The sequence below is a fragment of the Nocardiopsis exhalans genome (assembly GCF_024134545.1).
In the GTDB taxonomy this organism is placed as follows: Bacteria; Actinomycetota; Actinomycetes; order Streptosporangiales; family Streptosporangiaceae; genus Nocardiopsis; species Nocardiopsis exhalans.
The window spans coordinates 1,514,998-1,529,630 of sequence record NZ_CP099837.1 but is presented as its reverse complement, the minus strand read 5'-3'; the positions used below and the strand labels follow the sequence as shown (position 1 = coordinate 1,529,630).

Here is a 14,633-nt window from a genome sequence, read left to right as displayed (position 1 = left end):
CTGTTCGAAGGGGCCCGTCCCGCGAGTGATTCGCGGGGCGGGCCCTTTGTCATGTGAACAACAACAAAAGTCCTTTTTTCGGCACCGCACGCCCATCGGGCCGAGCGGTTTACACCCGGCATGCCGAATGGCTGATGTCGGCCAGATCCAAAAACCTCCGTTGTGTTACGTGACTCCCTGTGAAAACCTCGCCCAACGGCAGCAGAGCACTCACGCCGTGCATTCCACAGCGTTCCTGGCACTCGCTTCGCACCGGGCGACCGCTGCCACCGGGTGGAACACCTCAGGAAGAGAAGTGACACACTTGTCCCTCCGCAAACCCTCCGGGCGTGTGACCCTCGCCGCCACGACCTCAGCGCTGCTCGTGTTCGGGCTGGCGGCCCCCGCCTCCGCGGAACCCGCGCCCTACCAGGGGTCGGTTCGCGGGCAGTACACGGGCGTCGCCGAACACGGCCACTCGGTCACCATGCGGGGTGAACCCTTCACCACCACGGCCACGTTCAACGTGCACCTGGACGACAGCGACCAGATCCTCACCACCTACTGCATCGACTTCCGCACCGGACTGGTCGAGGACGCCTGGTACCGCGAGGACCAGTGGGAGAACTATCCCGGCCAGGGCGACTTCGCCGAACCCGGCAAGGTGCACTGGATCCTGAAGAACTCCTATCCGGTGGTCGACGTCGCGGACCTGGAGGAGGAAGCCGAAATGGCGCGCCTCACCGAGTCCGAGGCACTCACCGCGACCCAGGCCGCCATCTGGCACTTCAGCAACGAGCTGGACCTGGAAAGGGTGGAGCAGAGCCCCGAACTCACCGACAACGTCAACGGCGGCAACGTCACCCACCTGTACAACCACCTGATCGACAACGCCGAGGACCTGCCCAACGAGCCGGGTTCCGCGCTCACCGTCAGCCCAGGTCAGGATTCGGGACTGGCCGGGGAGGACATCGGCGGGTTCACCGTCGAGACCAGTGCCGAGAGCATCCCGGTGCGGCTGAACGCCCCCGACGGGGTGGAGCTGGTCGACGCCGGGAACGGCGAGGCCGTGGACGAGGTCGGCAGCGGGGACACCGTCGCCTTCTCCGTGCCCGCGGACGCCGAGGCGGGTGAGGCCACCCTCGTCCTGGAGGCCAACGCGGCCGTGGAGACCGGCCGCCTGTTCAAGGGCGAGGACGGTGACAACCCGACGCAGACGCTCATCACAGCACAGGACAGCGAGATCGTCGTGTCCGAGGTCGCCACGGTGGCCTGGGACTCCGCGGGCGGCACCCCGCCCGTGGTGGAGTCCACCGAGGAGCCCAGCCCGTCCCCCGTGGCGGACGAGGCCGCGGCACCCGGCCAGGGCGGACTGGCGATCACCGGTAACGCCGTGATCGCGCTGGTCGTGGCCGCGCTCGTCGCGATCGCCGGTGGTGGCGCCGCCCTCTTCCTGGCCCGCCGCCGCAAGGCCGCGGCCCCCGGATAGGAGGCGCGGCTCAGCGGCCCGTCGCAAACGAACGCCCTCCGCTCCCGGTCCGGGAGCGGAGGGCGTGACGTCTAGTTCGTACTACGCGACCGCGTACGGGCTGCGGGCGATCAGCGACCCGTCCCGCTCGGTCAGGGCGCGCTCGACGGCGGCCGCGACCCGGTAGGTGCGGTCGTCGGCCAGCGGCGGGGCCATGATCTGGAAGCCGACCGGCAGGTCGTCCTCCGGGGCCAGCCCGCACGGCACCGACAGCGACGCGTTCCCGGCCAGGTTGGACGGGATCGTGCACAGGTCGGCCAGGTACATGGCCATCGGGTCCTCGGCGCGCTCACCGATCGGGAACGCGGTGGTCGGGGTGGTCGGCGAGACCAGCACGTCCACGTTCTCGAAGGCGGCGTCGAAGTCGCGCTTGATCAGCGTGCGCACCTGCTGGGCGCTGCCGTAGTAGGCGTCGTAGTAGCCACTGGACAGGGCGTAGGTGCCCAGCATGATCCGACGCTTGACCTCGGGACCGAAGCCCCGCGCACGGGTCAGCGACATGACCTCCTCAGCGCTGCGCGTGCCGTCGTCGCCGACCCGCAGGCCGTACCGCATCGCGTCGAAGCGGGCCAGGTTCGAGGAGGCCTCGCTGGGCGCGATGAGGTAGTAGGCGCTCAGGGCGGCGTCGAAGCTCGGGCAGGACACCTCGACGACCTTCGCGCCCAGGGACTCCAGCAGCTCCACGGTCTCGCGGAAGCGCTGGCGCACGCCGGGCTGGAAACCGTCGCTGTCCAGCTCCTTGACCACGCCGACGCGCAGGCCCTCGACGTCACCGATCCGGGCGGCGTCGACCACCGGCGGCACGGCCGCGTCGATGGAGGTGGAGTCGCGCGGGTCGTGACCGGAGAAGGCCTCGTGGAGCAGGGCGGCGTCCAGCACGTTGCGCGCGAACGGGCCCGGGGTGTCCAGGGAGGAGGCGAAGGCGATCATCCCGTAACGGGAGGAGCCGCCGTAGGTGGGCTTGCCGCCGACCAGGCCGCAGACCGCTGCGGGCTGGCGGATGGAGCCGCCGGTGTCGGTCCCGGTGGCCAGGGGCGCCTCGAAGGCGGCCACGGCCGCGGAGGAGCCGCCGGAGGAGCCGCCGGGGATGCGGTCGGTGTCCCACGGGTTGCGGGTGACCTGGTAGGCCGAGTTCTCCGTGGAGGAGCCCATCGCGAACTCGTCCATGTTGGTCTTGCCCAGGATGACCAGACCGGCCCCGCGCAGACGCTCGGTGACGGTGGCGTCGTAGGGCGGCTGCCAGCCTTCGAGGATCTTGGAGGCGGCGGTGGTGGGCATGTCCTTGGTGGTGAACACGTCCTTGTGCGCGATCGGCACACCGGCGAGCGGGCCGAGTTCGGCGCCGGCGGCGCGCTTGTCGTCCACCTCGCGCGCCTGGGCGAGCGCGGACTCGCGGCCCACGTGCAGGAAGGCGCCGATGGCGCCGTCGACCGACTCGATGCGGTCGAGGTAGGCGGTGGTGGCCTCCTCGGAGGAGACCTCACCCGCCTTGATGGCCGCGCCGAGGTCGGCGGCGCTGAGCCCGATGACGTCGCTCATCTACTCTTCCTCCCCAAGGATCCGCGGCACCCGGAAGCGCTGGTCCTCCACCGCGGGGGCACCGGCCAGGGCCTGCTCGGGAGTGAGGCCGGGCTTGGCCTCGTCGGGGCGGTAGACGTTGGTCAGCGGCAGGGCGTGCGAGCTCGGCGGGATGTCGCCCTGGGCGACCTCCTGCACCTTGGCCACGGCGGTGAGGATGTCACCGAGCTGGGCGGCGAGCGTGTCGAGCTCGCTCTCGTCGAGTGCCAGCCGCGACAACCGGGCGAGGTGCGCGACCTCATCACGGGTGATGGCGGTCATCAGTAGAGAACCGTTTCTTCGGCGGACGGGTGATCAGCCCAATCCTATTGGCCCGCCACCGCTCCCGGTGCCGGTCCGCGACCAGACGCCCTCTTCCCGCCGTGATCTTGCTACCAGAAGCAAGTTCGGCGCCGAACTTGCTTCTGGTAGCAAGATCACGGGGAGGGGGAGCGGGGGTGGGGATCAGACGGGGGTTCCGGTGCCGGTGTCGTGGGCGGCGACCCAGGACATGACGTCGCGGGCCCGCATCGGCGGAGCCAGGTAGTGGCCCTGGGCCGTGTGGCAGCCGGTCTCGCGGGCGGCCTCGGCCAGTTCCCGGGTCTGCACGCCTTCGGCGGTGGGGTGCATGCCGAGCGCCTTGACCAGGGCGATCGCCCCGCGCACGATGGTTCGGCCGTTGGGGGTGCCGTCGACCAGGCGGGCGGTGAAGGACTCGTGGATCTTCACCTCGTCCATCGGCAGTCCGGCCAGCTGGGCGAGGGTGAAGTGGCCGGTTCCGAAGTCGTCCAGGGACAGCCCCACGCCCAGGGAGCGCAGGCGTCTGAGCGCTGCCGTGGCCGCTTCGGGGTCGGCGATGAGGGTGCGTTCGCTGATCTCCAGGACCAGCTGGTCGGACGGGACCCCGTGCTCGCGCAGGGCCGAGGCGATGCTCTCGGGCAGGTCGGGGTCCAGGAGTTCGCGCACGCCCAGGTTGACCGCGACCGGCAGGGTCAGCCCTTCCCTGCGCCACAGCGCGATCCGGGCCAGGGTGATGTCCAGGACCTGCCCGGTGAAGGCGCGGAACAGGTTGGAGTGCTCGATCACCGGCATGAACTCGTCCGGGGTGAGCAGGCCGCGCACCGGGTGCCGCCAGCGGGCCAGGGCCTCCAGGCCCACGGGGCGGTCGTCGGCCAGGGTCACCTTGGGCTGGTAGTGCATCTCCAGGGCGCCCTCGGCCAGCCCTCGGCGCAGTTCGCTGTACATGCTGAGCCGGGCGGTGGAGTTGCGGTCCTTGCCGGGGTCGTAGCTCTCCACCCCGGTGCGGTCGGCCTTGGCGACGTACATGGCGACGTCGGCGCGCTGCATGAGGAGTTCGAAGCTCGGGGCGTCGTCCGGGTACAGCGCGATCCCGGTACTGACCTGCAGGTCGAAGTCCATGCCGTCCAGCCGCACCGGTTCGGCCAGCGCGCCCTTGAGGCGTAGGGCCACCTCGCGCGCCGAGGCGTTGTCGCGCACCTTCGGCAGCAGGATCGCGAACTCGTCTCCGCCCAGGCGGGCCACCAGGTCGCCCGGGCGGACGCTGTGGGTGAGCCGGTGGGCGAGGGTCTGCAGGAGCCGGTCGCCGGTCGGGTGACCGAGGGTGTCGTTGACCTCCTTGAACCGGTCCAGGTCGAGCAGGAGCAGGCCGACCCGGTTGCCCCGTTGGCGGGCGTCCTCGATCTCCCTGCGGGCGCGGAGGGTGAGGAGCTTGCGGTTGGCCAGGCCGGTGAGCTCGTCGTGGTTGGCCTGGTGGTCGCGTTTCACCGACAGCAGGGCGCTGGTGTAGAGGGCGCCCAGGGGGAAGGCGAACAGCGGGACGTAGAGGACCGAGTGGGTCATCGCGAGCACGATCAGCGGGGACAGGCTGAGCAGGACCGCGTTCACGTACACCTGCTGGCCCAGGCCCTTGAACATGACCTGGTACAGGGAGGCGCGTTCGTGCATGGCCACCGCGCACAGCACCAGGACCCGGTTGACCAGGAACGAGGCGGCGCCGGCGAGGGCGACGGCGATGAGCTCTCCGCCGACGGGCACCCAGGGGGTGGTGACGATCTCGGGGAGTGTGAGGCGCAGGACCGCGTCGGCCACACCCAGGGAGAGGACGTACTGGGCCGCGTTGAAGGCGGTGCGGTGGGCCGCGTGGCCGCGGGCGGTTCCGGCGACGACGGTGGCCGCGCACTGGAGGAGGGCGGCGACGGGCAACCCGTAGAAGATGACGAGCGCGAAGGTGAAGGGCAGGGAGGTGGGCGCGCCGCTGCCCGGCGCCTGGCCGGGCATGGCGATGGGTCTCAGCTCTCCGAGGATCACCATGCACAGCAGCACCCAGATCAGGGGCTCCTTGGCCAGGTCGACCAGCTGTTCGAGCCCGAGTTCGAGGCTGGAGACGCCGAGCAGGGCCGCACCCGCGACGGTGGCCGCCGCCATGTAGAGCCAGAGCGGCGTCCCGATCCGGGGACCGATGTCCCGCGTACCGATGGGGTCCTTCATCCATGACCTCGTGACTCAATGACCGATATCCGAATACAGCTGTGTCCGTATTCGGAGGGTAGATGCACAGCTTACGGGCTTTCGTCACCAACTGTCGCCCTGCAAGGACTATCCGTTAACCATTTCGACAGCTGTCCGGGCAGGGACCCCTCGGATCCCTGCCCGGCCCACGGGTACCCGCCCGCGTGCGAAAGGTGTGCGGCGGAGCCTACTCCGCCGTGTCCCCCTTGGTGGCTTCTTCTGCGGGATTGATCCGAAGGCCGGCCGCCGCCTCCGGCCCCTCGGAGAGCAACACCCGGAAACCGGCCTCGTCGAGCACCGGAACGCCCAGCTTGACGGCCTTGTCGTACTTGGATCCGGGGGCGTCGCCGACCACCACGAAACCCGTCTTCTTGGAGACCGAGGCGGTGGCGCGGCCGCCGCACTCAGCGATGGCCTCCTTCGCGCCGTCCCGGGTGAAGCCCTCCAGGGAGCCGGTCACCACGACGGTGACGCCTTCCAGCACCCGCGAACCCGGCTCCTGGCCCTCGTCCTCCATACGGACACCCGCGGCCGCCCACTTCCGGACGATCTCGGCGTGCCAGTCGACCGCGAACCACTCGTGGATGGAGCGGGCGATGGTCGGGCCGACTCCGTCAACGGACGCCAGCTCTTCCTCGGTCGCGTTGCGGATCGCGTCCATGGAGCGGAAGTGGCGGGCCAGGTCCTCGGCGGCGCGCGGGCCCACGTGCCGGATGGACAGGGAGACCAGCACCCGCCACAGCGGCTTCTTCTTGGCCTCCTCCAGCTGCTCGAACAGCTTCTCCACGGTCTTCTTCGGCTCGCCCTTCATGTTGGCGAAGAAGGAGACGACCTTGGGCTCACCGGTCTTGGGGTCGGTCTTGGGCTCGGTGGTGTCCGGGTCCAGGACATGCGTGCGAATCGGCAGGAGCTGCTCGACGGTGAGGTCGAACAGGTCGCCCTCGTCGCACAGCGGCGCCTCGGCCGGTTCCAGCGGCTGGGTGAGCGCGGTGGCGGCCACGTAGCCGAGCGCCTCGATGTCCAGGGCCTTGCGACCGGCGATGAAGGCGACCCGTTCGCGCAGCTGGCCCGGGCAGGAGCGGGCGTTGGGGCAGCGCAGGTCGACGTCGCCCTCCTTCTGCTGCCCGAGCTCGGTGCCGCACTCGGGGCACCGCTCGGGCATGACGAACTCCCGCTCACTGCCGTCGCGGCGGTCCAGCACCGGGCCGACGATCTCGGGGATGACGTCGCCCGCCTTGCGCAGGACGATGGTGTCGCCGATGCGCACACCCTTGCGGGCGACCTCCTGGGCGTTGTGCAGGGTGGCGAACTCGACCTCGGACCCGGCCACCACGACCGGTTCCATCACGCCGTAGGGGGTGACCCGGCCGGTGCGGCCCACGCCCACCTTGATGTCGACCAGCGTGGTGGTGACCTCCTCGGGCGGGTACTTGTACGCGATCGCCCACCGGGGCGCGCGGCTGGTGGAGCCCAGCCGCCGCTGAAGGGCGAAGTCGTCCACCTTGATGACGATGCCGTCGATCTCGTAGGCGGGATCGTGCCGGTGCGCCTGGTAGTGGGCGACGTACTCGCGGACCTCGTCCATGGTGGCCACGACCCTGTACCGGTCGCTCAGCGGCAGCCCCCACTCGCCGAGCAGGGTGTAGGCCTGCGACTGGCTGGTGAAGGCGACGTCCTCGGCACCGTCCTTGGCGGGCGTGTACGCGCCGACGCCGTGCACGATCATCGACAGCGGCCGGGTCGCGGTGACCCTCGGATCCTTCTGCCGCAGCGAGCCGGCGGCGGCGTTGCGAGGGTTGGCGAACGGCGCGTGGCTGCCGTCGGCGGTGATGCGCTGGTTGAGCTTCTCGAAGTCCTCGACCGGCAGGAAGACCTCGCCGCGCACCTCCAGCAGCTCGGGGGCGGGGCGCACGCTCTCGTCGAGCTGCTCGGGGACCACCCCGATGGTGCGGACGTTGAGCGTGATGTCCTCGCCGACCCGGCCGTCGCCCCTGGTCGCGGCCCGGATCAGGCGGCCGCGCTCGTAGACCAGGTCCACCGCGAGGCCGTCGATCTTGAGTTCGCACAGGTAGGCGCCGACGGGCACCTCGGCTGAGGCGCGGTCGGCCCAGGCGCTGAGTTCGTCGGTGTTGAAGGCGTTGCCCAGGCTCTCCATCCGCACGAGGTGCTCGACCTCGGCGAAGTCGACGCTGATCGGCGCGCCGACCTTCTGCGTGGGTGAGTCCTGGGTGATGAGGATCGGGTACTTGTCCTCGATGTCGCGCAGCTCCTGCATGAGCTGGTCGTACTCGGCGTCGGAGACGATCGGGTTGCCCAGGTAGTACCGGTAGCTGTGGTCATCCAGCTCACGACACAACTCGGCGTGGCGGGCGCGTACCTCGTCGGGGACGGTGGTGTTGTCGGGCGCGCTCACGGCCTGCCTTTCCTTGTTGTTCTCGCGGGGGCCTGATCGGGGGGATCCGGGGACGGGGGCCTACTGGTGTCGGGGGTCGCCACGGAACGGCGTTCGGATCACTTGCGGGGTTCGTCCCGCAGGACCCGGGCGCCGTCCCTGGCGGCCTTGAGCGCTGCTCTGGCGTGCCGGGGTGAGGCCCCTGCCAGCCCGCAGGCGGGGGTGGTGACCACCGCGCGGGAGAGCAGGTCAGGGCTGAATCCCAGCCGGTTCCACAACTCTCGAACAGGGTCGACGATAGTCGCCGGGTCCGACATTCCGCGGTCCGCGGCAGGCCGCCCGGTGGGCCCGGCGGCCGCTCCGGGGGCGGGTGCGGGCGAGTCCGTGGCGGGGACGGTGCCGAGCAGGAGGCCGATCCCGTCCTCCACGGCGGTGCCGACCATCTCGTCGTGCGTCCGCTCCAGCAGCAGCGCGTTCACGCTCAGGGCTCGGGCCCCGCTGCGGCGCAGGAGGTCGATCGGGACCCCGGCGGCGCAACAGTGCGCGGCGGGCACGGCGCCGGTCTCGGCGATGGCGGCGAAGAGCGCGCGCAGGGCCGCCTCGACCTGGATCCGGTCCACGGCGGGCACGCGGCCGAGGCCGCTGGCGGTGGGCAGGGAGCCGAGCAGGACCGAGGGCAGGGAGGGTTCGTCGATCTGAACGATGAGCTGGGCCCCGGGCACCCGCCCGCGCACGTCGGCGATGTGCGCGAGGGTGCCCTCCAGGTGGGACTCGGCGAGGTCGCGATGGGCCCCGGAGTCCGAGACCAGTCGCTGGCCGTTGCGGAGCTCGATCGACGCGGCCAGGGTCCAGGGCCCGGCGAGCTGGACCTTGAGCGGCCCCTCGTAGGCGTGCAGGTGCTCGGTGAGGGCGTCGAGGTCGTAGGAGAGGAAGCTCCCGGCGCGGGCGAGGTCCCGGCCGGGGGTGTCCACGACCCGCCAGCCGGTGGGCTGGACCTCGACGGGCAGGTCCACGAGGAGGCCCGCGGCGCGCCCGATCATGTCGGCGCCCGCTCCCCGCGCGGGGAGTTCGGGCAGGTGCGGCAGGTCGGGGAGCTCGCCGACGATGGTCCGCATGGCTTCGTCGGGTTCCTCACCCGGCCAGGAACCGACACCGGTGGCGGACGCGGCGGAGCAGGGATAGTGCTGCTGTTGACTCACGTTGCCCAAGGTTAGAGCAACCCGCGCGGGGCTTTCGGGAGCCCGGGCCCCGGGGGAGGGCAGGGCCCCGGCCCGGGGCCGTGCGAAGGTGCGGTCAGGGCGCCGTTAGAGCGCGGTCAGGGCGTGCGCAGGATGAGGCCGTCGGGGCCGGTTTCCAGTGTGCAGAAGGTGAGGTTGTCGATGACCTCGGCCGCGCCGAGCCCTTCCAGGTCGGTGCGGCTGTGGGAGGTGGCCACGGCCAGGACGGCGGCCCCGGAGGCCAGCCCGGCCCGCACCCCGGCGGGGGCGTCCTCGACGACCAGGCAGCGGGCGGGGTCCACGCCGAGCGCGGCGGCGGCCTTCAGGTAGCCCTGGGGGTCGGGCTTGCCCGTGGTGACGTCGTCGGCGGTGACGAGCACGTCGGGCACGGGGAGCTTCGCGGCCTCCAGGCGGGTGCGCATGAGGCGGCGCCCGCCCGAGGTGACGGCGGCCCAGCGAGCGGCGGGCAGCGCGGAGAGGAGTTCGGCGGTGGCGGGCAGGGCGGCCACGCCGTCGAGGTCGGCGAGTTCGAGTTCCTCGAGTTCGGCGGCGGCCTCGTCGATCTGGTCCTCGGGCAGGAACATCGCGATGGTGTCCTCGGAGCGCCTGCCGTGGGAGACCGCCAGGATCTCCTCGGGGTCGATGCCGTGGGCCTCGCCCCACTGGCGCCAGGTCCGCTCCACGGCACCGGTGGAGTCCACGAGTGTGCCGTCGATGTCGAAGAGAACGGCGTCAACAGAAATGCGCATGCACCCCAACCTAGAGGCCCGGGCGCCGGGGTACGCGCGTCCGGGGCACCCGTGTTCCGGGGCCGGTGTTCCGAGGTGCGAGGGCCTGGGACCGGAACTCGGCGCGAAACCTCGGGACGGGGCCTCAGGGCGCGGAGGCGGTCTCCGGTTGGGCGGCGCTTTCCTCGGCCCGGCGGGAGCGGCTGGCCAGGCGCGAGCGCACCACCAGGGCGGTGACGGCCGCGACGGCGATCACGATCACGCCCACCGCGGTCCACGGCGACCGGAGGAAGAGTTCCAGCCAGGTGCCGACCAGCCCGGCGATCACGGTGCCCCACAGGCCCGCCCAGGCCAGGCCGCCGACGAACACCGCGGCGAAGTACCGGGGGAAGCGCATCTTCACGGCACCGGCGGAGAAGTTGATCGCCGTCTGCATGCCCACGGTGAAGAAGCTGAGGGTGACCACGGGCGCGCCGTAGCGGTCGATGCGCTGCTTGGCGGCGTCGAGCTTGGGGCCGAGCCGCTCGCCCATACGGCTGCGGGTGACCCCGGCGCCCAGGCCGCGGCCGATCCAGTAGGTGGCGGGGGCGCGGAGCAGGATCACCACGAGCAGGGTGCAGTAGATCACCCAGAAGGGCTGACCCTCGAGAAACGCGAACTGCGGCATGGACCGGACCCCTTACACCTTGACCCCACAACTTTGCATTGCCTTACCTAACTTCGGCAAGGGGCATGGGCGAGAAAGTGCGTGTTGTGTGTCCTACTGTGACCGTTTTGTCGCTGCGCCAGTGGCCACGGTCACGCCGAAGCCGCCTCCGCCGCCTCGGCCTGTGCCTTCTCCGAGCGCGCGGTGGACCGGATCGTCGCCGACCCCAGCACCGTGTCGCCGTCGTAGACCACCACGGCCTGCCCCGCGGCCACGCCCTTGGCGGGCTCGGCCAGCCGGACCACCAGCTCCGGGCCGTCCTCGGCCTCGCGCTGCACGACCGTGGCCGGGTACACCTCGCCGTGCGCCCGCAGCTGGACGTGGCAGTCGGTGGGCTCGGCCAGCGGCTCGCTGCCGCTCCAGACCGGCTTGGTCCCCACGATCTCGTCCACCCGCAGCGCCTCGCGCGGGCCGACCGTGACCGTGTTGTTCACCGGCTCGATGGAGAGCACGTAGCGCGGGTTCGGGGCGCCGCCCAGACCCAGGCCCTTGCGCTGGCCGATCGTGAACCCGTGGGAGCCCTTGTGGGTGCCCACCACGTTGCCGTCCTGGTCCTGGATCGGCCCGGGCTTCTCGCCGAGCCGACGGTTCAGGAACCCGGCGGTGTCACCGTCGGCGATGAAGCAGATGTCGTGGCTGTCCGGCTTGTCGGCCACCGAGAGCCCGCGGCGCTCGGCCTCGGCGCGCACCTCGTCCTTGGTGCAGTCACCGAGCGGGAACATCGCGTGGTCGAGCTGCTCGGCGTTGAGCACGCCCAGCACGTACGACTGGTCCTTGCCCTCGTCGACGCTGCGGACCAGGCGGCCGTCGATCTTGCGGACGTGGTGCCCGGTGGCCACGGCGTCGAAGCCCAGCGCGACGGCGCGGTCCAGCACCGCCTCGAACTTGATCTTCTCGTTGCAGCGCAGGCACGGGTTGGGGGTGTTGCCCGCCTCGTACTCGGCGACGAAGTCCTGCACCACCTCGCGGTCGAACTCCTCCGACATGTCCCACACGTAGAAGGGGATGCCGATGACGTCCGCGGCGCGGCGGGCGTCGTGGGAGTCCTCGACGGTGCAGCAGCCCCGCGCACCGGTTCGGTAGGACTGTGGGTTCTTGGAGAGGGCCAGGTGAACGCCGGTGACGTCGTACCCCGCCTCGGCCACACGGGCCGCGGCTACCGCGGAATCGACCCCGCCGGACATGGCGGCCAGTACACGCAAAGTCATAACACCGTCCAGCCTATGCGCCCCGGGGAGGGCGGGGCCACGTGTTCGCCGGGCCGGGGATGTGCTTTGGGACGCTCCTTGGCCGGACCGGGGGTGGGTTTCGGAGCGTTCCTTCGCCGACCCGGAGGTGTACTTCGGGACTTTCCCCGCCGGGCCGGGGCGAGGGTGGTCGTCCACTTCTGCGAAAATCGACGCTATGGCTCTGTTCCGTCGTCGCCGATCCGCCGACTCCTCTGACTCCACCGAATCCACGGCCGCCGTCTCCGCCTTCTGGGACGCCTGGCCCGCCGTGCGCTCGGCCCTGGCCGAGTCCGTCGAGTCCGACGCCCCCGCCTCCGCCGAGGTGTCCGATCAGGTCTCGGCTCTGGTCAAGGCGATCCACCCGGACCTGGACTGGGAGGTGGGCCGCGCGCCCCAGCCCCAGGGCGGTCTGGAGGACCTCGACCTGTCGCCCGACGTCGACCCGGCCAAGCTCCTGGAGCAGCTCGCGGCCCTGGACGACCCCTCCAAGATCACCGACTCCCCCTCCTACGCGCTGACCCTGCGCCCGGGCGCCTCCGAGGAGGCGCGCATCCAGTCCGAGCGCTGGTCGCGTTCGGCGCCCGAGGACACCGAGTGGCGGTTCCTCCCGGTGCGCCCCGCCGACCACGAGCAGCTCGGCGGCACGGTGCGCTGGGACGACCACGAGCTGGACCTGTCCCACGTGTCCGTGTCCATGCGCGTCAACCAGGGCACCGGCAAGATCGAGGTGGGCGTCTACCACCCGGACAACATGTTCCTGTCCGGCGAGACCCGCCAGGCGGTGGCCGAGCACGTCACGCTGCTGTCACTGGGCGAGGACGAGTACGTGCGCTGGATCGGGAAGGTGGCGTCGCTGGACGAGCGTCCGCTGGACCCGCTTCCGCCGACCTCCATGCCGGCCGTGGCCAAGCAGATGGGCGACCTGCTCGGCGGGACCGACGGCTGGGTGACGCTGCACGGCAAGCTCCCGCTGCAGGGCCCGGTCGAGATCCTGCTGCGCCACCCGGTGACCCGCCGCGACTTCCCCGCGCTGGCACTGTTCGTACAGGTCCTCGTGCCGTACTCGGACGCGGACTCCGACCGCCTCCCCCACGAGAACTCGGTGGTGGCGCTGGCCGACCTGGAGGCCCGCCTCTCGGGCATCCTCGGTGAGAACGGCGCGCTGTTCATGCAGCAGACCGTGGCCGGGCAGCGGATGTACATCTACTACCTGGACCCGGACTCCGGCGTGCTGCCCGAGTTCGAGAACGAGCTGATGGGCTGGCCCGAGGGCAAGGTGCAGCTGCGCACCCAGCTGGACCCGAAGTGGAAGCAGTTCGGACTGGCCCGCCGCCCCTATCTCCGCCAGATCGGGCGCTAGCCGGGGCAGGCACCAGCCGGGTCAGGCGCCGGACGCGAAGCTGACCGGACGCGTAACCGGCCAGAAGCGATGCTGGCCCGATACTGGTCTGGTCCTGGCCCGTTCATGGCCGGACCGGCCCGGACCGGGGCCTGAACTGGGCTTGCACCAGGGTTTGGTCAAGCACAAATCCCTGTTTGCACATCTGGCGCCCAAGCAACAACAGGCGTAACGTGTCGTCCCCGCCCAGGAGGATGATTCAGGTCTGATGGACGGCGTGCTGACGCGAACGCACACGGGCCGGCCTCGGGCCGCCGCGGTCGGTGCGATCCTCATCCTGTGCCTGGTGGCCGCCCCGTTGATGTCGCTGTTCCCCGTCGCCCTGTGGGAAGTGACCCGGGGGCTGGTCCTGGACGGCCTCGGGCTGGAGGCCATGCTGATCGCGCCGGTGGCGGTCAGCGGCATGCTCCTGATGTTCCTCGCGGGCGCCTCCTGGCTGCGTTGGGCCAGGGTGACCCATCCGGCCTCGTGCGCCGCGCTGGTGACCGGGACGGCGCTGGCCACACCCGTGGTGATGGGTTTCCTGGCGCCCGCCCTGCGGCCCTTCCCCGGTGGCCTGTACGTGAACAGCGCGGTGGTGAGCGCACTCGCGGCGACGGTCGCGATGGGCGTGTGCGTGCTGTTCAGCAGGCGGGCGGGGCGGCGCCAGCCGGGGGTCCTGCCGGGTGTGGCGGTGGCCGCGGCCGCGCTGCTGGTGCTCCCGCTGGCCTCCGAGCACATGCGCGACCGGTCCACCGAACAGCGCTCGCTCGCCCAGATCCAGGATTTCGACTATCCGATCGCGGTCCTGGACCACCCGTCGTGGGTTCCGGTCCGGGTCCACGAGGTACACGGCGGCCTGCGGATCACCTACACCTCCGGCCAGGACCTGGACGACCCGGACGGCACCGGCGACCCCGGCACGTCGGGGCCCGGCGCGGCCCCGGCCAACGGCGACGACATCCTCCCCGCACTCCCAGCGCCCGTCGCGGCCGGTGCCGCGGGCCCGGGGGTCGGCTCGGAGAACCCCGAGGAGGTCCGGCCGGGGACCCTGCACGTACTGAGCTGGACCCCGGATCGGACGGCGGAGGGCATCCGCAGCGGCTGCGACTTCCCCGGGGTGGAGTGCTCGGAGGCGGACTCCTTCGTGGTCGTGCACCGGGGTATGGGCGGTCAGGCCGGAGCCCGGTTGAGCGAGGTCCGCGCCCAGCTCGGGGACGACATCATCGCGAGTGTGCACCCTGTCGGCGCGGTCTCCCCGGAGCTGCTGTTCGCGGTGGCCCAGACCCTGCGCGTCGAGCGCCCCGGCGAACGCGGCCTCCTGGCCGAAAGCATCCTGCACGGCTGAGGCCATCAGAAGCGGGCCGACAGACAGGTCGGCTGGGCCAGG

At 71.2% G+C, this 14,633-nt stretch carries 11 protein-coding genes; 3 read left to right on the top strand and 8 right to left on the bottom strand.

Annotated elements, in window-relative coordinates:
• Positions 1–295 precede the first annotated feature (295 nt).
• Complete coding sequence (locus NE857_RS06865) at positions 296–1,468, top strand: thioester domain-containing protein (RefSeq protein WP_254420250.1); 1,173 nt, start codon at positions 296–298, stop codon at positions 1,466–1,468.
• 81 nt (positions 1,469–1,549) lie between these two features.
• On the opposite strand, the gene gatA is transcribed toward NE857_RS06865, so the two are convergent.
• The 8 genes from gatA to mnmA all read right to left on the bottom strand — a co-directional run bounded on the left by gatA (position 1,550) and on the right by mnmA (position 11,844).
• Positions 1,550–3,046, bottom strand: a complete 1,497-nt coding sequence (gene gatA / locus NE857_RS06860) for an Asp-tRNA(Asn)/Glu-tRNA(Gln) amidotransferase subunit GatA (RefSeq protein WP_254420249.1) — start codon at positions 3,044–3,046, stop codon at positions 1,550–1,552.
• Positions 3,047–3,346, bottom strand: coding sequence for an Asp-tRNA(Asn)/Glu-tRNA(Gln) amidotransferase subunit GatC (gene gatC, locus NE857_RS06855; RefSeq protein WP_014911146.1), 300 nt, complete (start codon positions 3,344–3,346; stop codon positions 3,047–3,049).
• Positions 3,347–3,529: 183 nt separating this feature from the next.
• Positions 3,530–5,572 carry a putative bifunctional diguanylate cyclase/phosphodiesterase gene (locus tag NE857_RS06850; RefSeq protein ID WP_254420248.1) on the bottom strand — a complete coding sequence of 681 codons (2,043 nt, stop codon included), beginning with the start codon at positions 5,570–5,572 and terminating at the stop codon, positions 3,530–3,532.
• A gap of 208 nt (positions 5,573–5,780) precedes the next feature.
• Positions 5,781–8,006, bottom strand: coding sequence for an NAD-dependent DNA ligase LigA (gene ligA, locus NE857_RS06845; protein WP_254420247.1), 2,226 nt, complete (start codon positions 8,004–8,006; stop codon positions 5,781–5,783).
• A gap of 98 nt (positions 8,007–8,104) precedes the next feature.
• A complete protein-coding gene (locus NE857_RS06840; protein ID WP_425571997.1) occupies positions 8,105–9,193 on the bottom strand; it encodes a methionine synthase in 1,089 nt (362 codons plus the stop codon).
• A gap of 107 nt (positions 9,194–9,300) precedes the next feature.
• Complete coding sequence (locus tag NE857_RS06835) at positions 9,301–9,951, bottom strand: HAD family hydrolase (RefSeq protein WP_254420245.1); 651 nt, start codon at positions 9,949–9,951, stop codon at positions 9,301–9,303.
• Positions 9,952–10,075: 124 nt separating this feature from the next.
• The gene (locus NE857_RS06830) at positions 10,076–10,597 is read right to left on the bottom strand and encodes a DedA family protein (RefSeq protein ID WP_254420244.1); all 522 of its coding nucleotides are present in this window, start codon (positions 10,595–10,597) and stop codon (positions 10,076–10,078) included.
• A 131-nt stretch (positions 10,598–10,728) separates the two neighbouring features.
• Complete coding sequence (gene mnmA, locus NE857_RS06825) at positions 10,729–11,844, bottom strand: tRNA 2-thiouridine(34) synthase MnmA (RefSeq protein ID WP_254420243.1); 1,116 nt, start codon at positions 11,842–11,844, stop codon at positions 10,729–10,731.
• 196 nt (positions 11,845–12,040) lie between these two features.
• On the opposite strand from mnmA, the gene NE857_RS06820 reads away from it, so the two are divergent.
• Complete coding sequence (locus NE857_RS06820) at positions 12,041–13,225, top strand: DUF695 domain-containing protein (protein ID WP_254420242.1); 1,185 nt, start codon at positions 12,041–12,043, stop codon at positions 13,223–13,225.
• 247 nt (positions 13,226–13,472) lie between these two features.
• Positions 13,473–14,591, top strand: coding sequence for a hypothetical protein (locus NE857_RS06815; protein ID WP_254420241.1), 1,119 nt, complete (start codon positions 13,473–13,475; stop codon positions 14,589–14,591).
• Positions 14,592–14,633 lie beyond the last annotated feature (42 nt).